This is a genomic window from Bacteroides sp. PHL 2737 (genome assembly GCF_004115325.2).
Classification (GTDB): domain Bacteria; phylum Bacteroidota; class Bacteroidia; order Bacteroidales; family Bacteroidaceae; genus Bacteroides; species Bacteroides hominis.
In genome coordinates this window covers 5,018,866-5,043,049 of the sequence record NZ_CP040630.1, presented here as the reverse complement: position 1 = coordinate 5,043,049, position 24,184 = coordinate 5,018,866, and the positions used below count along the sequence as shown (strand labels likewise).

Below are 24,184 nucleotides of genomic sequence, written 5' to 3'. Positions count from 1 at the left end.
ATAAAGTAAATCGTTATTGATTCATCCCAATATGGAAGCCCTTGTCTGAAGCCGGTTATCGGAGAAGACAGGGGCTTCTTCTATATTTTATAAATGAATTATAGATAACTATTACACTGGCTTAACGAATCCGTTACAAATCCTTGGTGGTTTAAAGTGAGTGTTTACGTAAAATGAAAATATTTATGGTAGCAAGGAAAGCTTCATTACAGCATAAGGTTCTTTTAGGGTATATGATATTGATCATGGCTGTTTGCGGCATGGTTTCCATCTTGTTATACGAACGGAGCCGCATGCGTGAGATAAAAACGGAAACATCGGAGATACGCAGGATACGCCATGACATCAGTACGGCGCATCGCTATATCACGGAGCTTGCCACCTATGGAGAGTCCGTCATTGTCTGGGAGGATACCGATTTTCGTGAGTATCGCAGAAAACGCTTGCAAACGGACAGCTTGTTACAAATATTGAAAGTGAGTTGTGGCACGTTCGTCCTGCCAAAGCAGATAGACTCCCTATGTCATTTATTGGAAGCTAAGGAGATACATCTGCTCCGCATTATGGAGACCATTACCAGACAGGGGGAAGCGGACAGCCTGCTCGCAAATCGTCTGCCTATTGTTATCAGGGAAGCGGTTCGTACCCGGACAGTCACCCAAAAGAAAAAAGGGATTGCCGGTTGGTTCGGAGGGAAAAGGAGCGTACAGGTCTTCGAGCCATCGAAAGGACTGCAAGATTTGAATGAGAAGCTGATCGCCATGCAAGAGGAACGTGAACGCCGGATAGACATGTATACCGACAGTCTGCGCATACAGAATAAGGCCTTGAACCGGAAGTTGCAAATACTCATCACCCATCTTGACGGGCAAGCGCAGGCGGCGTTCATCAGTCGTGAGGAAAAAATCACGGAAGCCGGAGATTTTTCTTTCAAACTGTTTGTCTTGGTAATCGTCTCTGCTTCCTCCTTGCTATTCATCTCGTTCCTGATCATACGGCATGACATCAGGAAAGAAAGGGAAGGGCGGGCACAGCTCCAAAGGATAAACCGTGAGAACGAGGAACTGCTCGGTATGCGTAAACAGATCATCCTGACCATCTCGCACGATATACGGGGACCATTGGGTAATATCAACAACTGCGTGGAACTGGCCTCGGAAACCCGTGAAAAGAAAAAACGGGAAGGCTATCTGGAGAACATCCGCCATTCCTGCCGCCATATACTGAATCTGGTGAACAACCTGATGGATGTTTATAAGATCAATGAGACCAAGGATACCCGTAACGAGGTTCCTTTCCGTCTAAACAACTTGCTTGACAACATATCGAAGGAATATGCCCGCAAAGCGGGTGGCCGGGCCTTGCTGTTCGAGCACCGGCATAAGAATGTCGGTGATATTACAGTGAGAGGAGACGCAGACAAACTGGAACAAATATTGGACAATCTGCTGACAAACGCCATCAAGTTCACCCTGTCGGGTACGATCCGTTTCCATACCGAGTACATGGCGGGAAGATTATATGTGGAGGTCGGTGATACCGGTATCGGTATGGACGAGGAGACATTGGAACGTGTCTTCCGTCCGTTCGAGCGTGCGGCGCAGGAGATAAACTCGGAAGGTTTCGGTCTTGGGCTTTTTATCACGAAAGCTCTTGTAAAGGTACTGGACGGAAGCATTGAAGTAGAGAGCCGACCAGGTAAAGGTACAACATTCCGCCTGTCGTTTCCCCTTTCGGAAACGACAGGAGAACCGGAAACAGAGGAGCTTCCGGTACAATCTGCGACGATACTTCCCAAACATGTACTGGTAGTGGATGATGACAGCATCCTTCTGAAAATAACGGAAGACATGCTCGGGCGCAACGGGGTGGAATGCACGACCTGCCAAAATGCAAAAGAAGCCATTCTAGCACTCGACCGCTTGGATTATGATTTGGTATTGACAGATATACAGATGCCCGTGACCGATGGTTTCGGCTTGTTGAGATTACTGCGTAACTCGGATATCGGAAATTCCCGTACCGTTCCGGTCGCTGTCATGACGGCACGGGGGGACGGGGACTCGGGCGTGTATATGAAGTCCGGTTTTTGCGGTTGCATACATAAGCCTTTCTCTTCAAAAGGACTGCTGGCCTTTATCTCCTCCGTTACGGAGGGCAGAAGTGCAGGCATGTCTCCGTTCGACTATTCCCGCCTGATGGAAAGTACGGACGACCGTCGTCATATGTTCGGTCTTGTCGCAAAAGAGTCAGAAAAGGATCTTGCCGAACTGGAGGAGGCTTTAAGAGAAAACGATCGGGAAGCCATGCGGAGGATCGTACATCGGATGGCTCCGGTCTGGGAGTTGTTAGGGGCCAACGATGTACTGTTCGGTTATCGGAAGCTCCTGCATGACAAGACCTCGAGCGACGAGACGGTCAGAGAGTACACGATGAGAATTATGAAACAGATACGGTTACTGATAGACGAAGTAAATAATGAATTAAGAAAGAAAAATGACGGGGATGAAAAAGACTTTATTGATCGTGGAGGACAACCTGATTCTTTGCGATATTCTTGAGAGATGGCTACAGAAAGCCGGTTACAGGGTATTGACGGCCATAGATGAGCCTTCGGCACGCCGGAAAATCAAGGGGAATAACGTGGCGCTGGTACTGACGGATGTCCGCCTTCCCGAAGGGGATGGCATCAGTTTACTGGAATGGAGCATCTCCCAAGGGTTACATATCCCTTTTGTGGTGATGACCGAACATGCCTCCATTGCAGATGCGGTGCGTGCCGTCAAATTGGGCGCAAAGGACTACTTGCCCAAGCCTGTCCACGAGGAGTTACTGATGGAACTGTTACGGGGATTGATCGGTCTGCCAGTTTCCGTTCCCCCGAAGAAATCATTAATGAAAAGGCTTAGCGGGGCGGTCCGGGAGACCGAGCGGATAGCTTGTCGTGTGGCTCCTTTGAATTGTTCCGTCATGATCCTTGGACCGAACGGTAGCGGAAAAGAATCTGTCGCACAGCTGATCCAACAGCATAGCGGGCGTAAGGACAAGCCTTTTGTGGCGGTGAACTGTGGTTGTATCCGGGGGGAACTTGCCGCATCTGAGTTCTTCGGCCACGTGCAGGGGGCATTTACCGATGCGAAAAAGGATACTGCCGGCTATTTTGAGACGGCCAAGGGCGGTACGCTCTTCCTTGACGAGATCGGAAACATGCCTCCCGAAATGCAGACACTGCTGCTCAGGGTATTACAGGAAAGAGTGTATTGTCCAGTGGGCAGCCGCAAAGAACTTGAAGCCGATGTACGGATATTGTCGGCCACCAACGAGGATATGGAGCGTGCCATACGGGAGGGACGTTTCCGGGAGGATCTGTACTACCGTCTCGCCGAGTTTGAGATACGCCAGCCCTCTCTCTCCGAATGCCCGGAAGATATATTGCCACTGGCTGACTTCTTTCGTGAGCAACATTCAGAAGAGATACGTGTGGAGACCTCCGGTTTTACCGAACAAGCCAAAATCTCCATGCTTTCCCACTCATGGCCGGGCAATGTGCGTGAACTTGACAACCGGATAAGACGTGCTGTCCTGTTGGCGGTATCTCCATTGTTAACCCATAAAGATCTGAATCTTAATGCGACCATCTGTAGGACAGGCGAAAAATGTAAAAAAGGCTTGATGGAAGAAGCAGAAGAGAAAGAACTAATAAGGAAGATTCTGGAAGAATGTGGAGGTAAGATCAGTCGTGTGGCGAGAATGTTGGGGATGAGCCGTCCGACTCTATACAAAAAAATGGAAAGGTATGGGTTGAGATAGCATCTTTATCCGTTTCGTTTATACATAAGCCGACAGATTCCGTTGGAGAAAGTTTTGCTGCCAAGAAGTTTCCAGCGGGCAGACCGGAATTCTCCCGTCAAGGGGATTCCACCACCATAAGAAAGAGGCAGCAGAAAAAGTACTGTCTCATCCACCAGATTATACCGAAAAAGTCCATCGGCATATTCCGCACTTCCTCCATCTCCCACTCCTGCCAGATAAATACAATCCTTGTCATGCTTTTCCTTTACATTCAGCAAGTCCATCAAACCGTAATGGGGGTAGATGTGGAATGTGGCCTGTCGCTGCCAGCGTGGGAAACCATACCGTTTGTTTTCCCTCACCCATCGCATAAGCATCTCGTCTTCATGCGGAAGGAACCCGTCCAAAGTGAGTGCCATGATAACTTGAATTTTTGCCATACCTCTTGTTAAAAAAGCATGAAACCCATGCTTATTTCGAACAGAGGCTCTGACAAAGCCCAACACAGAAACCCGCATGGGCTCATGCTATAAGGTATAGCATAAGCCTCACGCAATAGCCTCTGTGTTTTTGAATTTGTCAGATTCCTGTTCGAGACGTCTTGCGACTTATGTATAATAATGGCGGTCCCAATTGTCGAGACCGGCCTTATTTCTCTATTTCAAGTTTCAAATATACGGCATCTTTTTCAATAATCCGATCAGTCGGGGTATAATTTCTTCAATTACCCCTCCACTTGTCATGATTTGTCGGGGTCCTTTCCTTTTTCATCTTCCAGACCTAGTCGTTTACGGAGTTCAGGGTCATTTTTGATACGCCGCATCTCCTCATTGATAATAGCCTGCGCATCCGCCTTGATCTGGTCGTAATTGCGTTGTATCTGTTGCATCATGATGTCGTTACCGTTCCTGTCCTTGAAGTCGTTGATGACCGGGATTTTCTGATAAGCCTTTTCTTCTGCGCTGATCTTGGTATGGTCCACGACAATTTCGGCATGAAATATTTTTTGCTCTATCCTCTCATCAAAATTATCCGCCACAGCCCCGACAAACGTGCCTTGTGAGAGGTTGGCGATCTTTGATGCGGGAATGAGCGAGTCTAGCTGTGTGTTGATGGAGGTGGATACGTCCTGACGGTTGATGGATACGGACTGACGTTGCTGAAGCACCTTGCCGAAGCGCTCTGAAAGCGTTTTTGCGGTTTCACCGACCACCTGTCCGCTGAAAATATTCCCCACCGTGTTCTGGATGACCTTGGATTCTTTTTCTCCGTAGTCACGTGTCAATTGACTGAAATCCTGAAAACCCAGAAGCACACCCACCTTGTTGCTTCTCGCCGTCGCGATCAGGTTGTCAAGCCCACGGAAATAGATGGTGGGAAGCTCGTCAATGATAACGGCGCATTTAAGCTGTTTTTTCTTGTTGATAAGCTTGACGATACGGGAATTATATAATCCGAGCGCTGCCGAATAAATGTTCTGCCTGTCCGGATTGTTGCCCACGCAGAGCAGTTTGGGCTCTTTCGGATTGTTGATATCCAATGAAAAATCATTACCGGTCATCACCCAGTAGAGTTGTGGGGAGATCATGCGCGTAAGGGGTATTTTAGCCGAGGCTATCTGGCCTTGGAGCTGGTCCTGGGCATTTCCCTTCCATGCGTCCATGAAGGGAGAAAGATAGTTTTCCAGCTCCGGATAAGAGGTCAGAATGGTGAACAGGTCTGAGTAGGGTTTGTTGAGCAGTTCTACCGCATGGGGAAACGTACAGTAAATACCGTTTTTGTAAATCTTTAAATACCAGATTATTGCCGCAAGCAGAATGATAGGAGACTCCACGAAGAAGTCCCCCTGCTTTTCGATCCAGGTGCGATTGAGGTTGAGCATTATCGTATAGCTTGCCTCGTACGCATCGGAAATGTCCGTCATGAATTCCGGATTAATGGGATTGCACCGGTGAGACCTGCGCGGATCGTCGAAATTGATGACATAGAACCGGGGCTTTACCTCGTACTTGTCCATATTCTTCAACAAAGAATTATAGGCGATGGTGGACAGGTCATCAAACTTGTAATCATAGATGTAAATCGCAAAGCCTTTGGCTATAAGCTGGCGTATGTAACTGTTGACTATCGCATAGGATTTGCCGCTGCCCGGTGTCCCGATAACCATGCAGGCACGGAAAATATTGACAATATTGACAAATCCGTTATTCCAGCGTTTTTTATAATAGAATCTCGTCGGGAGGTTTACCGAATATTCATTCTCCATCAGTCGGGTTTCCTGCATGAAACTCTCATTTTCCATATTGAACACATCTTCCATGAGGTTGTGCCTGTAAAGGCGGCTCATCCATAATCCCGACATCAACAGGGCGAGATAGCCTGCCGTAAGAGTAAAAATATAGAATGCGGTATTTGCCATGTGTGGCAATGGCAGTTTAAGAAGCCACCAGTTCAGAAAAAACAATGCGCATCCTGCCACCAACACCGCATAAATTTTAGGCCAGGTTATTTTTTCACCTTTGACCCCATGCGTACCCAGGCAGGAAACGGCCAACAGAAGCACTGCCAACAGTTTGCTCCAGAGAATACAGTTGAAAATTCCGGTCGTGTTGTTGAAGTTTACCAGAATCCGGTCTATCACCTCAAGGTTCAGGTGCCATGCGGTGATACTCGGATAGCAGTACACATAGACGTGTACCACCAAAAGAAAAATACTCACGGCCCTGCCGAATTCCATTATCTTAGCGAGAGCCCTCAAATCATCTTCCTGCTGCATAAGAATTGTATATAAATGGGTTGATACTTGTTTTGTCTAAATGCCACGCTTGCGTCCGGTCTTCTTTTTTTTCTTCATGCGGCGTGCAAAGGCTTCCTCCTCGTAATCCCGCGGATTGGTTTCCAAGGAAAAAATGCCTGCCGCCAGTTCGAGCGTGCTAGAGGATTCGTGACGGTGATGCTGCCAAAGTTCTGTAGCGGAATGTCCGCCCCGTTCCTTTTCGGGTATGTTTTCCAACCATTTGAAATAGTCGTTGAACACATTGGCAGAAAACACCTTGCCCATGCGTGAGCCGTTGAACACCTCCCGATGGTTGTGATCAATAAAGGTGACACCATAGATACGTCCCCGCTCATTCTTGCGGAAAACCACATCAATACGCCTTTGCCCGAGCAGTTCCACAAACCGTTTCTGTGAATCCGCCTGCCGCAAGGCACGAACGATGTCCGCCTGTATGGAGGGGGCCCATTTCCCATCTTTGAGAGCTTTCAGATTTATCAGCATCCGCTTTTCCAACTGTTCATTTCCGAAGCGTTTCCCAAATCGGGAACTTTTGAACGGTGGGCTGACAACCTTGCCGGTATCATCCGTGACCGAATATACAATACTGGTATATGGGGTACCGTTGTATTCTCCCCTGACCTGTTTCGCCTCGATGTTGAGCGTGGAAAGCAGCGCATTGTATTCCCCGAAGGTTTGGAAACGGTAGCTTTCCAATACGGCTTTAAGGGTATTACCTACCTGATGGCGGACATCTCCCAAGGAAGCGTCCACCTTTCTTAGTTCCGCTTTTGGATTCCGCTTTTCCGCATCCGCTCCGTTTCGCAGACCGAAATCCACTTCCAGCTCCCGACAGGCGGTCATGGAACGCCGATGCTCGTAGGCATCGCTGATCTTTTTCCCCTGTTCATCCACACAGACACTGACAATATGGATATGGGTATTGTGTGTATCGGCATGTTTGTAGGTGATGTAAGGCTGATTCCCATACCCCATCTTCTGCATATAACGTTCCGCCAGTTCTGCCAGCCGCCCGTCGGTCAGCCGGTCTTCCGGTGCTGGGGAAAGGGAAATGTGCAGGACGGGCTTCTCCGTATTGCGGTTTGCCAGCAGGTAATTCTCAAAAGAGAGCAATGCCAAGCGCATGTCCTCGCTTGGCAATCCGAGCCGGTCGGAAATCATACGGTTACCGGAAAGAATCTCAGCCGTACCAGCCGCTACCTTCTCGTAGTTATAAGCAAGCGCTCCGTAAAGACTCATGCCATGGCTTATTTTTGCAACCATTTCCGCTCGTATTCCTGGGTTAGCGCCATGACCTTTTTGCAGATGAGCATCAGCTCAAGACTCAATCTTTCCAACTTATAGAGCAATGCCATCGCCCGTTTCTCCCCGAAATTGTTCTTCAAGGCACGGACGACCTGGTTGTAGTTGTTGCCGACAGCCTGGAACTGTTTGTGGAATTCTGTCAGCCTGATGTAATAGTCCATCGTCGCCTTGTCTATTTTCACGACCTTTATCTGTCCCGAGAAGATGGATTTCTTGATGAACAGCGTGAGGTTGCCGGCTCCTGAATCCGCCAGCAACTTTTCAAATCTTGTGTTCTCCTCGGCGTTCAGGCGGAAACTGTACTTGTGGTCCGCCGGATCATTTTTAGGCTTTCTGCCCGTCCTTGTCCCTGTTGTTTTCTCCATACACATGAGATTTTTGGTTTGTACTTTTTTCTCTTCCAGAATCCGCGACTTTGGAGCGGATTCCCCCGCCCCTCTGGGCGGGCAAGTTGGTTCTTGTCGGACAAAAGACTTTTTGTCGGACAAGGACACAACTTGCTCTGTTCGCTTGAACAGAGAATCCTCCTTCGTCGGATTGCTGCGCGACGTTCACGGCGTGCTGTGGTCCGGCGAAGTCAGTTCCTTTCCATTGTCTGATTCCGGTTTTGCAAAATTAGACAGTGATAACCGATTGGTAAACAGTGCTTGATATGACATTTGATGACATCTGACGACATCTGATGTCAGGTAGGGGAAATGTTGGCGGAAGTTTCAAAAATAGCCGCTACTTTTGGCACAGTGCATGAGGGCATACATTGGAACATTGTCCTGTAAGGTGTATTGCTTGCCTGCCACAGGTGGTGCATGACGCGAATGCGGTATCATCCATGTATGCGCAATGCCATATATGCCGCATGGCAGTCCTGCATGACGGGACACATTGCATCCGTGCAATGCAGTATGGGGTACATTGAACTCCATATTGCATGAATGCAATGCACCTTATACGGCAACACCCTCCGGCAACCGGCATTACACTGATGCGATATGGTATGCAATGTATTCATGCAAACAGGCAAGCAATGCGTCATTGCCATATACCAACGGATGCATTGCCGTGTGATGAAACGAAAAAATCCAGACAGATATGAAACAAGTCATACACTCTAAATTCAAGCCTATGAAGAGAGAACCTTTATTTGTCGCTTTGAGCAATCAGAAAGGCGGTGTGGGAAAATCCACGTTCACCGTGTTGCTCGCCAGTTATTTCCATTACCTGAACGGATATAACGTACTTGTGGTGGATTGTGATTATCCACAGCACAGCATCAGTGCCATGCGGGACTGGGAAGTGGGGAACATTGAAAAGAACGTGCATCTGCAAAACCTGCTGGTGGAACAGTTCGGAACAAGCGGCAGGAAAGCCTACAGCATCCTGAACTCCACCCCGGAGGAAGCCAGGGAGACGGCCGGCCGCTTTCTCGAAAAGTCGGAGCTGGACTATGACCTTGTCCTTTTTGACCTCCCCGGTACCGTGAATGTGCCCGGTGTCTTCCAGTCCGTAATCAATATGGACTATGTATTCACTCCGATTACACAGGAAAGGATGGTAATGCGGAGCAGCATGTCTTTTGTCCTTGCCATCAGGGAATACATGCACCGGCATGCGGACGTACCCTTGCGTGGCATCCATATGTTCTGGAACCGGATGGACAAACGGGTGTCCAAAGGGCTGTATAACGGCTATACCGAAATTTTCCGCTCTCTGAAACTGCCGGTGCTGGAGACCGTCATTCCCAGTGCGGAACGCTACAACAAAGATTCCGGGATGAAGGGGTCCCTGTTCCGCAGCACCTTGTTCCCTCCATCAGCCGCCGCACTGAAAGGCAGCAATCTGGATCTGCTGGTTGCGGAGATGGAAACCATACTGAAACTTAAATAGGAATCATCATGGCTACCAAGAGAAGAACGGATTACCGGGTGGACGAGGATGCCCTGAAGCGTATGATGGCGGGGGATGTCACGGCATTGGAGGAAACAGCAGCTCCGGCTGAGACTCCGGAAATAAAGCCCTCCCTTTCCCGGGAGAGACAGGAGAAGAAAACCTCTGCCGATTCCCCAAAACAGCAAACAAGAAAATTTCCGGATGAGGCATCAGGTGCCGATGAATACCGGCTGCGTTTTCTGGAAGCAAAGCTGACGGGTACCAGAAGGCAGACCTATATCCACGATTCCCTGTATAGGGCGGTTGCCAGGGTGCTGCCGGTCATTGCGCCGGACATGTCCGTCCCGATGTTTCTAAGCAGCGTCCTGTCAGACCATCTGGAAAGGTACCAGGACATCATCAATGAGATATATAATCAGGAAGCCACACAAAAACCGATAGAATGGAAGAAATAGTTTATTTGTCAATACGGCTCGGCTGTACCGCTTATCTATTATATAAGGTATGGGAGCAGAAAAAGAGAATAGGTAAGATATGCGATCTGCTTTATACTCCCCGTAAGAAACCGGAAATGGAGAAGGGCCACCACCGGAATCCGGAAAATGCGGCAGATGTGATGGGGGCCACCCGTTTTGTCTATCTGGATGAGAATGCCGGAAAGACCGTTGCCCCTTACATGAGCCAGCAACTGGAAATGGGAAGCGACCTTATCGGCAAGGATGAGGATATTCCGGAAGATGAAGTGGAATGCAAACTGCCTTTGGAGGAGATGAGAATGCTGAAAGACGAACAGGAGGAGCTGGACAGCCGTTCTCCCGAGGCGGAAGCCATTGTTCCGGCAGTCACTCCTGCCGACCTGCTCAATGTAGGTGACGTGCTGCTTAATCTGGACGGTGCCGGTTCGGATGAGGACAAATCATACCGGGCCGCCATGACACTGCGTGCCATCCGGGAAACGGACATGTTCGAGCTGTTCTCCTCCCAGGTGGAGAACAAGAAACTGATAGAGGAGCTGATGGAAAGGTATGTGGATGAGGAAGGGAATGCTCTGCCTTTAAAAAAAGAGAGGAACGTTTCCAAACCTGTCGCAGACTGGAGGAAGCTGGTCTGAAAGTAATATGCTATTATGCCACAAAATTCCATATTGTTGAATATTATATATAGGATATTCATTATGTACCCAACTTTGTATTTTTCTATAATCTATGAAAAAGGTTGAAGTTTGTCTTTTGTTAAGGGTCATAGAAAGGAACAAACACTCAAAACATAGAAATCACGGGGACAACTCAGAAAATCGGATACTTCCTCACTGTTGCTTACGATTCAAAAGTAAAAGAATGAAATTATCCTGATTTGCTGACAGGAAAAACTATAACTCAATTTATTAAATGAAATTTCTTTATAAGAGACCTATAAACGACTATAAAAAAGTAAGGAGCTGCTTACCAAGCCAGCTCCTTACTTTTTCTAATGGATGAAAATCCGTTTCCCTGCTTCCTTTTGCACAATATTTTTGTCGTACTTTATGTGCATAACAAGATATCATAGAAAAAATCACATTTAAATTTAGTGTTCCATTACATGGTTTTGCATTGCTCCTTGTTCACAACTCTATCTCTGAATAACTTCATATTAGTAAAGTTTCGGGAAATATTTTGAACAAGTTCCAAGTAATTATCTCTGCCATCTTCCCATTTATGATAAAACGGCTTTATGGAAACACAGTTTTCATGTTCAAAGACGGTATTTAGTAATGTTCGGTCTGAATTTCCGCAAGAATGCCCCATTATCAAAACTTGAAAAGGTGCAGCTAAAAGAAATTCGAGCAAATCATGATAATGTCTTGTTTCTAAATATTTAACGGATTTGACATATCTAAGTAACTCATTGTCATTCATATCAAGAATAGACTGGTAACTTTTGTCAAGTTCATCCCCATAGCCAAAAATTATATTTTCAGGTTTTTCTAATTCGCCATGAATATAATTGTGGGTAATATTAAAGTTACCATACATCTTAGCTGTTTTTGTATAGTTGAAACTCAGCAACATGATACGTTTAGGGATAAGTTTATCGCGTTCTCCATAATTGTATTCAACATCTGCAAGGCTGGATATATCCAGCCCAATGTTATCCAGAGCTTTCTTTTTTCCTTCTGTTGAGAAATCAGCAGGATCAAAGAAGTCAATTATTGCATTTTGAAGGTCATTCCTTACATTGTCTGTTTCTATTGTATGGAGGTATTCAATTAATTTTTCTTGAAGGAATGCAAATTGTTCATTCAACTCACTGATTGTATAATTACAACCAGGGCTATCCATGCCAACTTTCAACAGTTGGTAATAGTCGTTTTCAATATCCACCCATCCTTTGGTTTCTATTGATTGCAGAATAGTTTTAAAAAAAGGGCAACATTCAATAGAAAAAATGTTTGGTTGGTCCTTGATATACTGAATAACTTCGCTTCCTGAGTATCTTTCTTTACGATAGATATCCTTAAAAAAACATGAGTTGTTGAAGACAAAAACATTCCAGCAATTAATGCCTACATTATCTTTGATAACCAAACGGCAAAGGCAATCTTCTGATACATTTGTAGTATTACCGGAAAAAGTATACACTCGTTGGTCCCAATACCAGTTGATAAAATCCATATAACTTGTTTTAAAGCCATGTGCCATGTCAAATCCGTTTCCTATGATAACAAGTCTATTCATTCGGTTGTAATGATGATGTTAGTGTTATTGACTTAAATTATAGAATAATCTCCTTGCTCTTCATTTACAAGAAGTGGCTTTAAAAGCGTTTCCACCGACTCAAAAGTATCTTGTTTTGAGAAGTGTATCTTTGGTTGTCCCCACCATCCTCTAATGAATTGTTGGTATTGGTATTGCAAGGTACGGCGAGGTGCCTGCGCCAAGTAGCTATTATAAAAGGAGTCCACAATGTCAGAATGGTAATTGGTCAATGAAAAGAAATACTGCCAAGTTTCTGATATTTCATTCGCGTTGAATCCGGGACGTTCAATTATTTCCACTGCATCCAATCTATGAACACCATCATGTTTAGAGAACGCAGCTTTAAGTATTTCACTTGCCTCCTTATCAGAAGAAGGTGCGCTATACCCAAAGATTGTTACCTTGCCTGCTTTCGATATGTAGTACTTTGCAACACTCCATTGGTCACGGATAAAGCTGTCGCTGTTGTAATCCTTTTGTTCTACAGGATACAGCAAAGGAACAGCGTTGTATGGTTTGCCACACTTTCTGCAATAGTTTTGTATAAGACCAAAGGTCATACAGTCTTTGCACACACCAGCCCCCACATTTCCATGCAAGAACAGAATCTTTGGTCTGTTCCAGGTAATCTTTGCCACTCTGTTATATGCTTGGATAAGCAGACTATCCCAGTTGAAGGATACAATGCAGTCTTTTTCTGTGAGCGAAAGAATCAAAAGGTCGTAGATGGTCAAGAAGGATGGAAGCTGCACATTTGAAAAATATTCATAAAGTTTTTTTTCCATTGCTATCCGTGCGTTTTTACACTCATCACCACGTCTAAACAGCTCACTATATATCTTCAAGATTCTTGCTTTTCGTTTCTAACATAAATCCTTCAAGGATCCTATCTAACCCAACCTGTTCAATGGCTTCATTCATCGTCGGGCAAGATTTTCCCATGACCGCTCTTGAAGCACCAGCTCCAACTATCACGACATGAGGGCGTTGGCAATACAAATCTTTAAGTTTTTTCTTCATACACTAACTGATTAAATATTTTGCCCGTAAGCAATTGTTGCATCATGCTTTATTTTACGGCCTCATATTTTGTTCGTTTTGTTTCAGGCACAATAATTTCATTGTTCATACTTATAAGTATGAAAGTTATTGTTCTCTGTTTGGCTGTTCTTGAATATAAACAGATATATTACTTAAAAATGCCTTATCAAGGTGTGATATTGTTACTCTCTTTATACACTACTACATGATATACTATTTTTAACCTGTTTACATTGGCCATAAAACTGCGTTTGATATGCAAATATAGCTATTTTAATCCAATATCAATAATAGTCGTTTTTGACAAGAAATCAACTTTATGGAATTTGCTGGCTTTTGTATGGCAATTATATAAATGGTACAGAAAAACATGTAACCGTTTGAACAATCCATGTTTGTGCCAAAATCATCAATTAATCATGTATTATGCTTGAGGTAAGCGTCTCCGCAATGACGTAAAACAGTGTTGAAAATCTCTGTAGAGACGCGCAAAAGCACTTGTTGGATGACATCTGATGACATCTGGCGACATCTGATGACACCTCTGAATAACAGCGTATTATCCCTTTTTATCTTCGCCGTCGAATTCAAATTTATGTCTTACCCAAACGATTCGACAATGAAGAGAAGAATCCTTTTTTCAGTGATGTGCGCGGCGATTGCCGCCGGTGCTTTCGCGCAGGGCCAAGGCCAGGGCCTTGCCGGTATCAACGAGGCGACCAGCCTCATGACCTCGTATTTCGATCCCGCCACCAAACTGTGCTATGCCATCGGTGCGGTGCTCGGCCTGGTGGGCGGCATCAAGACCTACGGCAAGTTCTCCAGCGGTGATCCCGACACCTCGAAAACCGCCGCCAGCTGGTTCTTTGCCTGCATCTTTCTGATTGTAGCCGCCACCATCCTGCGTTCCTTCTTCCTCTAAGCGGTATGGAGTATTCTGTAAACAAGGGGGCGGGCAATCCCGTCGAGTTCAAGGGGCTCAAGTCACAATACCTGTTCGTCTTCGCGGGCGGTCTGGTGACGGTGCTCCTGGCGGTAGTCATCCTTTACCTGGCAGGCGTGGACCAATGGATATGCATCCCTTTCGGGACCGTATCCGGCGGTCTGCTGGCATGGGCGGTGTTCCGGCTGAACGCCCGCTACGGCGAACACGGTCTTATGAAGCTGCTGGCGGAGAAACGCCATCCGCGCTACCTGATCCACCGCAAGAGAGTTTTCAGATTATTTGCAAAAAGAAAAAAACGACAATCATGAGAAATGTATTGAAAGCGGAAACGCTGGAACGCAAGTTCCCCCTGCTCTCGGTGGAGAACGGCTGCATCGTGAGCAAGGACGCCGACCTGACCGTGGCCTTCGAGGTGGAGCTTCCCGAGCTGTACACGGTGACGGCGGAAGAGTATGAGGCCATGCACTCCACCTGGATAAAGGCCGCCAGGGTACTGCCCGAGCACAGCATCGTCTGCAAGCAGGACTGGTTCACGAAGGAGAGCTACCGTCCCCAAAACGGCGGGGAGGAACAGAGCTTCCTCTCGCGCAGCTATGAGCGGCACTTCAACGAGAGGCCGTACCTGAACCACCGCTGTTACCTGTATCTGACAAAGACCACCCGTGAGCGCAACCGCCGGCAAAGTGACTTCAGCACCCTCTGCCGGGGATTCCTGCTGCCCAGGGAGATTACCGACAAGGACATGGCGGCCCGCTTTCTGGAAGCGGTGGAGCAGTTCGAGCATATCGTGAACGACTCCGCCCATATCCGGCTGCGCCGCCTGGAAACGGAGGAGATTACCGGCACGAAGGAACATCCCGGGCTGGTGGAGAAATACCTCTCCCTCTCGATGGAGGACGGGACCGCCGTGCTGCAGGACATCTGCCTCAAGCCCGGACGGATGCGTATCGGGGACAAGCGGCTCTGCCTGCACACACTTTCGGATACGGAAGACCTGCCGGGCAAGCTCTCCACCGACATGCGCTACGAGCGTATGTCCACCGACAGGAGCGACTGCCGCCTTTCCTTCGCCGCACCCGTGGGGCTGCTGCTCTCCTGCAACCACATCTACTCGCAGTACGTGTTCATCGACAACGCGCAGGAAATCCTGCAGATGATGGAGAAGAACTCGCGCAACATGCTCTCTCTGTCACGGTACAGCCGGAGCAATGCCGTGAACCAGGAATGGACGGAGATGTATCTGGACGAGGCGCATACCAAGGGAGTGCTTCCCGTCAGATGCCACTGCAATGTCATCGCCTGGGCGGAGGATGCGGAGGAGTTCCGCCGTATCAGGAACGACACGGGCAGCCAGCTTGCCATGATGGAATGCACCCCCCGTTACAACACCGTCGACACCCCGGTGCTTTACTGGGCGGGCATTCCGGGCAATGCGGGCGACTTTCCTGCCGAAGAGTCATTCTACACGTTCCTGGAGCAGGCGGTCTGCCTCTTTGCCGGGGAGACCAATTACAGAAGTTCTCCCAGTCCGTTCGGCATCCGCATGGCGGACCGGCAGAACGGCATTCCGGTGCACGTGGACATTTCCGACCTTCCGATGAAACGGGGCATCATCACCAACCGCAACAAATTTATCCTGGGACCAAGCGGCAGCGGCAAGTCCTTTTTCACCAACCATCTGGTGCGCAACTATTACGAGCAGGGAGCGCATATCCTGCTGGTGGACACGGGCAACAGCTATCAGGGGTTGTGCCGGATGATCCACGACCGCACACGCGGCGGGGACGGCATCTACATCACGTATGAGGAGGACAATCCGATATCCTTCAACCCGTTCTACACCGATTCCGGACAGTTCGATGTGGAAAAGCGCGAGAGCATCAAGACTCTGATACTGACCTTGTGGAAACGGGAGGACGAGGCGCCGAAACGTTCGGAAGAGGTGGCGCTCTCGGGAGCGGTGAACGCCTATATCCGTAAAATTACCGGGAATCGGGAGGCAAGGCCGGACTTCAACGGCTTCTACGAGTTCGTGGACGGTGACTACCGCCGGATGATAGCGGAAAAGAAGGTACGCGAGAAGGATTTCGACATCGACGGTTTCCTGAACGTGCTGGAGCCTTTCTACAAGGGTGGCGACTACGACTTCCTGCTGAACTCCGACAGGGAACTGGACCTGACAAACAGGCGGTTCATCGTGTTCGAGCTGGACAACATCAGCGGCAACAAGGTGCTGCTGCCTGTGGTGACGCTGATCATCATGGAGACCTTCATCGCCAAGATGCGCCGTCTGAAAGGAATCCGCAAGGTAATATTGATAGAGGAGTGTTGGAAAGCCCTTATGTCCGCCAACATGAGCGGCTATATCCAATATTTGTTCAAGACCGTCCGTAAATATTTCGGTGAGGCCGTTGTGGTGACCCAGGAGGTGGACGACATCATCAGCTCCCCGATTGTGAAGGAGGCCATCATCAACAACTCCGACTGCAAGATCCTTCTGGACCAGCGGAAATACATGAACAAGTTCGAGCATATCCAGCGGCTGCTCGGCCTAACGGAGAAAGAGAAAAGCCAGATACTCTCCATCAACCAGGCGAACCATCCCGGACGTTTTTACCGTGAAGTCTGGATAGGGCTTGGCGGCACCCGTTCGGCGGTCTATGCTACGGAAGTGAGCGCGGAAGAGTATTTCACGTTCACGACGGAAGAGTCCGAGAAACTGGAAGTGCAACGGCTTGCCGAGGAGCTGGACGGCAACCTGGAACTTGCCATCCGCCGGATGGCAGAGAGAAAACGAGAGGAACAAAGACAAGTATCAACCCCAAAAAGAGAACAATGAGAAACAAATCCCTTATGAGACTGGCGGTGTGCCTGATCGGTATGGCCGCCATGGTATTGCAAGGCTGCTCGGAGAGCGGCACCGACCGTGACAAGCTCTGCGGCTCGTGGAGCAGCGTGGAAGGCAAGCCGGACGTGCTGGTATATAAGGAAGGGGAAGCCTACAAGGTGACGGTGTTCGCCCGTAGCGGAAAGATGCGCCGTCTCAGGCCTCAGACCTACCTGCTGGTTGAGGAGAACGGGAACCTGTTCATCAACACGGGGCACCGCATCGACATCTCCTACAACGAGGCCGCCGACGTGCTGACCTTCTCCCCGAACGGTGACTATGTGCGGAAGGAGGAACGCCCATGAAAGCGAAGTCACTCCTGATCGGAACGGTACTCGCCCTGTGCGGCACCGGCGCCAATGCCCAGTGGGTGGTGACCGATCCCGGCAACCTTGCCCAAAGCATCATCAACATGTCGGACAACATCGCCCATACCTCGAAAACGGCGGTCAATACGGCCGACAGCTTTGCGGAGACGGTGAAGATTTACGAGCAGGCCAAGAAGTATTACGACCAGTTAAAGGCGGTGAACGACCTGATACAGGACGCCCGCAAGGTGCGCGACATCATCCTGATGGTGGGCGACGTGTCCGACATCTATGTAACGAACTTCGGCAAGATGATGAACGACGGGAACTTCTCGCCCCGCGAGCTGGACGCCATCGCCTTCGGCTACACCCGCCTGCTGGAGGAGAGCAACGGCGTGCTGCAGGATCTCAGGCAGGTCATCAACGTGAGCACGCTCTCCATGACCGACAAGGACCGCATGGACGTGGTGGACCGCTGCTACTATGAGATGCGCCGCTACCGCAACCTGGTGAGCTATTACACGAACAAGAACATCGCCGTGAGCTATCTCCGTGCCAGAAAGAAGAACGACCTGGACCGGGTGATGCGGCTTTACGGGAATGAAACCTCCAAATACTGGTAGCCATGATGCCGTTGTCGATAGATTTTGCCAACCTGCATACCATACTGGCGACCCTGTATGACGATATGCAGCCCCTTTGCAAGGACATGATGGACGTGGGAAAGGGACTTGCCGGGCTGGGTGCCCTGTTCTATGTCGCCGTCCGCGTGTGGCAGTCGATGGCCCGTGCCGAACCGATAGATGTCTATCCCCTGCTGCGTCCCTTCGCCATCGGCATCTGCATCCTGCTTTTCCCCACGCTGGTGCTCGGCACGCTGAACACCGTGCTCAGCCCGATAGTACAGGGTACGCACAAGATGCTTGAGGGGCAGACGCTGGATATGGAACAGTACAGGGCGCAGAAGGAGGAACTGGAAAGGGAGGCCATGCTGCGCAATCCCGAAACCGCCTACCTGGTGAGCGACGAGGAATTCGACCGTCAGCTGGACGAGCTGGGCTGGTCAACCATAGATACCGCCTCCCGCCTGGGCATGTACGTGGAGGTGGGGATGTACAATCTGGAGAAGAAAATCCGTGACGCCTTCCGCAGCCTGCTGGAACTGATATTCGCGGCGGCATCGCTGCTGATAGACACCGTGAGGACCTTTTTCCTTGTCGTGCTCTCCATACTGGGACCGGTGGCGTTCGCCTTCAGCGTATGGGACGGTTTCCAGTCCACGCTCGGGCAGTGGTTCACGAGGTACATATCCGTCTACCTTTGGCTTCCGGTCAGCGACCTGTTCAGCACCCTGCTCGCCAAGCTCCAGGTGCTGATGCTCCAAAATGACATTCTGGAATTACAGAACAACCCCGACTACTCGATAGACAACTCAAATAGCGTCTATATCATATTCATGCTGATAGGGATTATCGGGTACTTCACCGTCCCGACGGTGGCGGGCTGGATCGTACAGGCGGGCGGAGCCGGAAACTTCAGCCGTAACCTGAACCGCACGGCCACGAAAGCGGGCGGTTTCGCTGCCGGGACGGGCGGTGCCGTACTGGGGAATATCGGGGGAAGGCTGCGGGGCAAATAGGCTCTATGGCAACCCGTTTCCGTGAGTCGGCAACTTGGATTACCGGGTTGGCGACTTGTCGGAAGGAGCCGCCCGGTCATACCGGAACATTTATTTATTCATTCAAACCAATCATTCGCTAAATGGAATTCAAGTCATTGACCAACATTGAGAGCAGCTTCAGGCGTATCCGGTTGATGCTGGCTGTCTTTACCGGCTGCTGTGCGCTCATTACCGGCTATGCGTTGTGGAGCTCGTACCGTTTCGCCGAGAAGCAACGGGAAAAGATCTATGTGCTGGATAAGGGCAAGTCGCTGATGCTCGCCCTCTCGCAGGATCTTTCACAGAACCGCCCCGCCGAGGCGCGGGAACACGTCCGGCGTTTTCACGAGCTGTTCTTCTCGCTCTCCCCGCAGAAGGACGCGATCGAGCACAATATAGGCCGTGCCCTGCAGCTGGCGGACAAGAGCGCCTATCACTACTATGTGGACTTTGCCGAAAAGGGATATTACAACCGGCTGATTTCGGGCAACATCAACCAGGTGGTACACGTGGACAGCGTGGTGTGCGACTTTGCCGCCTATCCCTACAAGGCGCGTACATATGCCCGGCAGCTGATCATCCGTGAGAGCAACGTGACCGAGCGAAGCCTTGTCACCTCCTGTTCGCTCCAGAATACGGGGCGTTCGGACGACAATCCCAACGGGTTCATCATCGAGCAGTTCACCATACTGGAGAACAGGGATATAAGGAGTGTGGAACGATGAGAGGGAAACCTGCCGTCTTAAAACGTGCGGACAGCCGTATCCGGCTGTTCTGCCGCCGGCTGACCGGGAAGCAGCGCATTGTCTTGACAAGTGTCGTCTCGCTTCTGTTCACGGCAGCCTGCCTGTACTCGGTTGTCTCTTCCGTGTCCCGTTTGGGGGAACGGAAGGGCGACATGAAAACCGGGCATATCCGGCCCGTCATGTTACGGCCGGAAACAACAACCATTCATTCAAACATCCAGAAACATGAAAATGGACTTTCAGAAAATCAGGGAACGGCTGGGGCTGTCGAGTGACAAGCCGCTGACTCCCGAAGAGAAGCGCCGACGCGCGAGGTATATTGTCTATCCGTTCTTCTGCCTGCTGTGCGCCGGATTTCTCCTGCTGGTATTCAGCCCGTCGGAAAAGGAGAAGGCGGAAAAGGAAAAGGGCAAGGGATTCAACGTAGAGATGCCCTCGCCGAAAGATTCGGAAATGGAGGGCGACAAGGTAAGCGCCTACGAGCAGGAAGCACTGGCTAAAAAGGAAAAATGGCGCAGGGGAACCTTCCAGGAGATGTCCAAGCTGCTCAACAAGGACAGTCAGGATACTGCCGGCCTTACCGCAGGAAAAGCCAACACGGAACTTCCGCCGGAACCGGAAACGGGGAAATCCCCCGGCTCCGTCCATTCCTCTGCGGAAGCCTACCGGAATATGAACCGCTCGCTGGGTGCTGTATATACCCGGAATGAAAACCAACAAAATGCCGATCTGCTCCGCCGTATAGAGGAACTGGAAAAAGAAAAGAGACCGGCGGAAGGACAGCCGGAAGGACAGACCCTGGAAGAAAAGATGGCACTGCTGGAAAAGTCTTACGAGCTGGCCGCCCGGTACAACGGGAAGCAACCGGATGCCCCGGCTGCCGTGAATGGCCGGAGCGACCGGAAAGACAGGACAGCCGTCCGCCCGGTGAAACAGGTACGGAATCAGGTGGTGTCATCGCTTGCACAACCTATGGGCAATGAGGATTTCATCGCCGAATTTGCGGGAGAGAGGAATACCGGTTTCCACACCCCTATAGGCAGGACACTCCCTTCCGGCAGGAATACCATCGCCGCCTGTGTACACGGCACGCAGACCGTATCGGACGGGCAGGTGTTGCGCATCCGGTTACTGGAGCCGATGGCGGTGGACGACCGGCTCATTCCCCAAGGGATGGTATTGACCGGCGGTACACGCATCCAGGGGGAGCGGATGGACATCCTTGTAGAGACGGTGGAATACAAGGGCACGCTGTTTCCTGTGGAACTGGAGGTATATGATGCCGACGGACAGCGGGGAATCCTCGTGCCGAACTCGATGGAGTATGATGCGGCGCGTGAGATAGCCGCGGGTATGGGCGCCTCAATGGGGAGCAGCATCAACATCTCGACGGATGCCGGGGCGCAGATTGCCTCGGACGTGGGCAAGGGGGTAATACAGGGCGTGTCGCAATATGTGGAAAAGAAAATGCGTGCGGTGAAAATCACCCTAAAAGCCGGACACCGGCTGTTGCTGCACTCTCCCGAAAAATGAAAAGAGAAAAGAAACCAACCATTTATTCACCAACCAATCAAGAACGCACATGAAGAAGATTCTGATGATGTTTGCCCTGATTATGGGCGCAGTGGCTGCATACGCGCAGCAAGGCAGCGGGGATTATTACGAGGGATTGAGCCGCAAGATCGGCTTCAGCCAAATGATTCCCCCGCATGGTCTGGAAATCACGTATGACAAGACTGTACATATAATTTTCCCCTCTCCCGTAAGATACGTGGATTTGGGTTCCCCCAACCTGATAGCGGGCAAGGCGGACGGTGCGGAAAACGTCATCCGTGTGAAGGCGACCCGGAAACATTTCCGCAGTGAAACCAATATGAGCGTGATAACCGAGGACGGCAACTTTTACACATTCAACGTCAAGTATGCCGACGAGCCGTTGCTGCTGAACGTGGAGATGTGCGACTTCATCCATGACGGGGAGTCGGTTAACCGTCCGAACAATGCGATGGAAATCTACTTGCAGGAACTCGCCGGGGAGTCGCCCCGTCTGGTACGGCTGATCATGAAATCCGTGTATGGGCAGGACAAACGCAAGGTCAAGCACATCGGCAGCAAGCGGTTCGGGGTTCAATACCTGCTCAAGGGGCTTTACGCACACGGCGAGCTGCTCTATTTCCATACCGAGGTGAAGAACGCCACGCACGTGCCTTTCGATGTGGACTTCGTAACTTTCAAGATTGTAGACAAGAAAATCGTGAAGCGTACCGCCATGCAGGAGCAGGTTATCTATCCGCTGCGTGCCTTCAACTATGTGACCCGTGTGGACGGGAAGAAGAACGAGCGGACGGTGTTCGCCCTGCCCAAGTTCACCATCCCCGACGGCAAGAAGCTGGTCGTGGAGATGTACGAGAAACAGGGTGGCCGCCATCAGTCGTTTGAGGTGGAGAACGAAGACCTTGTACGCGCCGAGACTGTCAATGAACTGAAAGTAAGATGAGTGCCATGAAAAGAAACTTCATCTTTATTATCCTCCTGCTTGCCCTCTTTACGGGGCAGGCGGAAGCCCAGCGCCGGCTGCCGGGGATGAAATCCGTCCGCTTTACCGCTGAAATGGCCGACGGCTTTTACAGCCGGGCAGACCGCCATGATGCGGGCTACGCCTTTTCGCTGGCTGTTGCCACTTACACAAAGAAAGGGAACCAGTGGGTGTTTGGCTGTGAGATGCTACAACGTAATAACCCTTACCGGAACACGTATGTCCCACTGTCGCAATATACAGGGGAAGGCGGTTATTATCATACAATCCTTTCCACATCCGGCAAGTCTTTCTTTCTGAACCTCGGCGCTTCCGCCTTGCTGGGCTACGAGGCCGTGAACAACGGAAACCGCCTGTTGGATGACGGAGCTTCCTTGCGCAAGTATGAGTCCTTCATCTATGGAGGCGCGGTGACACTGGAAGCGGAGGGATACCTGTCGGACAGGATAGCCCTGCTGATACGCCTGCGTGAACGTTTTGTATGGGGTGGCGCTTCCGGCCGCTGCCATTTCCAGTATGGAGCCGGAGTCAAATACATTTTCTAACCTTAAAAAGAACATATACCCATGAAAAGAAGAATCCTTGATTTTATGATGACAGCCTGTTGCATGGTATTTTCCTTTCTTGCCCTTGTCGCCTGTGACAATGAGCTGGATATCAGACAAGAATACCCGTTCACGGTGGAGTCCATGCCGGTGGCGGACGAAATCGTAAACGGTGAGACGGTGGAAATCCGTCTGGAAATCAAGCCGGAAGGAAACTTTTCCGGAACTGTCTATACGCTGAGGTATTTCCAGCCCGACGGAAAGGGCAGTCTGAAGATGGAGGACGGAACGGTACTGAAACCCAATGACCGTTATTTGCTGAACGAATGGAAATTCCGTCTTTACTATACCTCGCAGAGCGGCAAGGAATCACAGACCATAGACCTCTATTTTGAAGACAATTGGGGAAATCTGCAACAGTTGACATATGATTTCAATGGAAAGGATGCGGAGGAGGAAGACAATAATACGGAGGCCGCATGAAAAGAATACCGGTTATTATGATTTTTCTGTCACTTGTTCTGTATGGCAAGGCGGAAAATCCCCCGTCTGACAAGGATAAGGCGGTAGCCTGCATCAAGCGGTGGGAAGGCTGGCACCGGGGGAAAATGCCTTACATCGGTTACGGACACCGCCTGCTCCCCCATGAGAAGCTGACCGAGAACCTGAGTGAGGCACAGGCGGACTCACTTTTGAGATGCGACCTTGAACGGTGCCTGAACGTATTCCGTAAATATGGAAAAGACTCGCTTCTTTTAAGTCTGTTAGGCTTTAATGTAGGCTGTTACCGTCTGATCGGAAACGGCAAAATACCTAAAAGCAGACTGATTCAGAAACTGGACAGCGGCAACCGGGATATTTACAGGGAATATGTATCGTTCCGCTGTTATCGGGGGAAAGTCATTCCAGGCATAGAGAGAAGAAGAAAAGAGGAGTTTGAACTGTTCTATATACCGTAGATTGAAATTATGCAAAGCCGTGAACGGACGCTTGCCA

26 protein-coding genes are annotated in these 24,184 nt (G+C 49.8%); 18 read left to right on the top strand and 8 right to left on the bottom strand.

The window, feature by feature from the left end; all coding sequences use genetic code 11:
* Positions 1-185 precede the first annotated feature (185 nt).
* Entirely contained in the window at positions 186-2,561 is a 2,376-nt protein-coding gene (locus DBK98_RS20905) for a hybrid sensor histidine kinase/response regulator (protein ID WP_229066991.1), read from the top strand.
* On the top strand, positions 2,506-3,810 hold the full coding sequence (locus DBK98_RS20900; RefSeq protein WP_005636898.1) for a sigma-54 dependent transcriptional regulator: 1,305 nt from the start codon (positions 2,506-2,508) through the stop codon (positions 3,808-3,810). Before DBK98_RS20905 ends, DBK98_RS20900 begins: the two co-directional genes overlap by 56 nt.
* Before the next feature lie 5 nt (positions 3,811-3,815).
* Here DBK98_RS20900 and DBK98_RS20895 read toward each other — a convergent pair whose 3' ends face one another.
* From DBK98_RS20895 to DBK98_RS20875, 5 genes are all read right to left on the bottom strand, one after another.
* On the bottom strand, positions 3,816-4,310 hold the full coding sequence (locus DBK98_RS20895) for a hypothetical protein (RefSeq protein WP_033572542.1): 495 nt from the start codon (positions 4,308-4,310) through the stop codon (positions 3,816-3,818).
* A gap of 221 nt (positions 4,311-4,531) precedes the next feature.
* A complete protein-coding gene (gene mobC, locus DBK98_RS20890; protein WP_005636903.1) occupies positions 4,532-6,568 on the bottom strand; it encodes a conjugal transfer protein MobC in 2,037 nt (678 codons plus the stop codon).
* Between the two features lie 36 nt (positions 6,569-6,604).
* The gene (mobB, locus tag DBK98_RS20885) at positions 6,605-7,852 is read right to left on the bottom strand and encodes a conjugal transfer protein MobB (RefSeq protein ID WP_005636905.1); all 1,248 of its coding nucleotides are present in this window, start codon (positions 7,850-7,852) and stop codon (positions 6,605-6,607) included.
* Positions 7,837-8,259 (bottom strand): conjugal transfer protein MobA, encoded by a 423-nt coding sequence (gene mobA, locus DBK98_RS20880; RefSeq protein WP_005840900.1) that lies wholly within the window; start codon positions 8,257-8,259, stop codon positions 7,837-7,839. Before mobA ends, mobB begins: the two co-directional genes overlap by 16 nt.
* Before the next feature lie 348 nt (positions 8,260-8,607).
* Entirely contained in the window at positions 8,608-8,817 is a 210-nt protein-coding gene (locus DBK98_RS20875) for a hypothetical protein (protein WP_005828745.1), read from the bottom strand.
* Between the two features lie 166 nt (positions 8,818-8,983).
* On the opposite strand from DBK98_RS20875, the gene DBK98_RS20870 reads away from it, so the two are divergent.
* The 3 genes from DBK98_RS20870 to DBK98_RS20860 are packed head-to-tail and all read left to right on the top strand — an operon-like array spanning position 8,984 to position 10,892.
* Positions 8,984-9,778 (top strand): ParA family protein, encoded by a 795-nt coding sequence (locus DBK98_RS20870; protein ID WP_005828742.1) that lies wholly within the window; start codon positions 8,984-8,986, stop codon positions 9,776-9,778.
* Between the two features lie 8 nt (positions 9,779-9,786).
* A complete protein-coding gene (locus tag DBK98_RS20865; protein WP_005828741.1) occupies positions 9,787-10,236 on the top strand; it encodes a DUF3408 domain-containing protein in 450 nt (149 codons plus the stop codon).
* Entirely contained in the window at positions 10,224-10,892 is a 669-nt protein-coding gene (locus tag DBK98_RS20860; RefSeq protein ID WP_005828739.1) for a DUF4122 family protein, read from the top strand. The genes DBK98_RS20865 and DBK98_RS20860 overlap by 13 nt, the downstream gene beginning before the upstream one ends.
* Before the next feature lie 466 nt (positions 10,893-11,358).
* Here DBK98_RS20860 and DBK98_RS20855 read toward each other — a convergent pair whose 3' ends face one another.
* Genes DBK98_RS20855 through DBK98_RS23440 form a run of 3 tightly spaced genes read right to left on the bottom strand, consistent with a single transcriptional unit; the run spans position 11,359 to position 13,539 of the window.
* Entirely contained in the window at positions 11,359-12,498 is a 1,140-nt protein-coding gene (locus DBK98_RS20855; protein ID WP_005828737.1) for an AbiH family protein, read from the bottom strand.
* 32 nt (positions 12,499-12,530) lie between these two features.
* Entirely contained in the window at positions 12,531-13,304 is a 774-nt protein-coding gene (locus DBK98_RS20850) for a hypothetical protein (RefSeq protein ID WP_229055237.1), read from the bottom strand.
* Positions 13,305-13,350: 46 nt separating this feature from the next.
* Positions 13,351-13,539: a hypothetical protein gene (locus DBK98_RS23440; RefSeq protein ID WP_229055238.1), complete on the bottom strand. Its 189-nt coding sequence runs from the start codon at positions 13,537-13,539 to the stop codon at positions 13,351-13,353.
* 556 nt (positions 13,540-14,095) lie between these two features.
* Here DBK98_RS23440 and DBK98_RS20845 point away from each other — a divergent pair.
* The 13 genes from DBK98_RS20845 (at position 14,096) to DBK98_RS20785 (ending at position 24,147) form a co-directional block, all read left to right on the top strand.
* Positions 14,096-14,482 carry a DUF4134 domain-containing protein gene (locus tag DBK98_RS20845; protein WP_074668503.1) on the top strand — a complete coding sequence of 129 codons (387 nt, stop codon included), beginning with the start codon at positions 14,096-14,098 and terminating at the stop codon, positions 14,480-14,482.
* Positions 14,483-14,487: 5 nt separating this feature from the next.
* On the top strand, positions 14,488-14,814 hold the full coding sequence (locus DBK98_RS20840; RefSeq protein ID WP_005656899.1) for a DUF4133 domain-containing protein: 327 nt from the start codon (positions 14,488-14,490) through the stop codon (positions 14,812-14,814).
* Positions 14,811-17,345 (top strand): TraG family conjugative transposon ATPase, encoded by a 2,535-nt coding sequence (locus DBK98_RS20835; protein ID WP_005828729.1) that lies wholly within the window; start codon positions 14,811-14,813, stop codon positions 17,343-17,345. Before DBK98_RS20840 ends, DBK98_RS20835 begins: the two co-directional genes overlap by 4 nt.
* The gene (locus DBK98_RS20830) at positions 17,342-17,698 is read left to right on the top strand and encodes a DUF3876 domain-containing protein (RefSeq protein WP_005636939.1); all 357 of its coding nucleotides are present in this window, start codon (positions 17,342-17,344) and stop codon (positions 17,696-17,698) included. The genes DBK98_RS20835 and DBK98_RS20830 overlap by 4 nt, the downstream gene beginning before the upstream one ends.
* Positions 17,695-18,324, top strand: a complete 630-nt coding sequence (locus DBK98_RS20825; protein ID WP_005656895.1) for a DUF4141 domain-containing protein — start codon at positions 17,695-17,697, stop codon at positions 18,322-18,324. Before DBK98_RS20830 ends, DBK98_RS20825 begins: the two co-directional genes overlap by 4 nt.
* 2 nt (positions 18,325-18,326) lie before the next feature.
* Positions 18,327-19,340, top strand: a complete 1,014-nt coding sequence (gene traJ, locus DBK98_RS20820; RefSeq protein WP_005656893.1) for a conjugative transposon protein TraJ — start codon at positions 18,327-18,329, stop codon at positions 19,338-19,340.
* 122 nt (positions 19,341-19,462) lie between these two features.
* On the top strand, positions 19,463-20,086 hold the full coding sequence (gene traK / locus DBK98_RS20815; protein WP_005636947.1) for a conjugative transposon protein TraK: 624 nt from the start codon (positions 19,463-19,465) through the stop codon (positions 20,084-20,086).
* The gene (locus DBK98_RS20810; protein ID WP_005656892.1) at positions 20,083-20,382 is read left to right on the top strand and encodes a TraL conjugative transposon family protein; all 300 of its coding nucleotides are present in this window, start codon (positions 20,083-20,085) and stop codon (positions 20,380-20,382) included. Before traK ends, DBK98_RS20810 begins: the two co-directional genes overlap by 4 nt.
* Positions 20,333-21,640 (top strand): conjugative transposon protein TraM, encoded by a 1,308-nt coding sequence (gene traM / locus DBK98_RS20805; RefSeq protein WP_005828723.1) that lies wholly within the window; start codon positions 20,333-20,335, stop codon positions 21,638-21,640. Before DBK98_RS20810 ends, traM begins: the two co-directional genes overlap by 50 nt.
* A gap of 49 nt (positions 21,641-21,689) precedes the next feature.
* Complete coding sequence (traN, locus tag DBK98_RS20800; RefSeq protein WP_005828721.1) at positions 21,690-22,604, top strand: conjugative transposon protein TraN; 915 nt, start codon at positions 21,690-21,692, stop codon at positions 22,602-22,604.
* Positions 22,601-23,188, top strand: coding sequence for a conjugal transfer protein TraO (locus DBK98_RS20795; RefSeq protein WP_005828719.1), 588 nt, complete (start codon positions 22,601-22,603; stop codon positions 23,186-23,188). Before traN ends, DBK98_RS20795 begins: the two co-directional genes overlap by 4 nt.
* 21 nt (positions 23,189-23,209) lie before the next feature.
* Entirely contained in the window at positions 23,210-23,671 is a 462-nt protein-coding gene (locus DBK98_RS20790; protein WP_005828717.1) for a DUF3872 domain-containing protein, read from the top strand.
* Positions 23,668-24,147, top strand: a complete 480-nt coding sequence (locus tag DBK98_RS20785; RefSeq protein WP_005828716.1) for a hypothetical protein — start codon at positions 23,668-23,670, stop codon at positions 24,145-24,147. The genes DBK98_RS20790 and DBK98_RS20785 overlap by 4 nt, the downstream gene beginning before the upstream one ends.
* Positions 24,148-24,184: the final 37 nt, after the last annotated feature.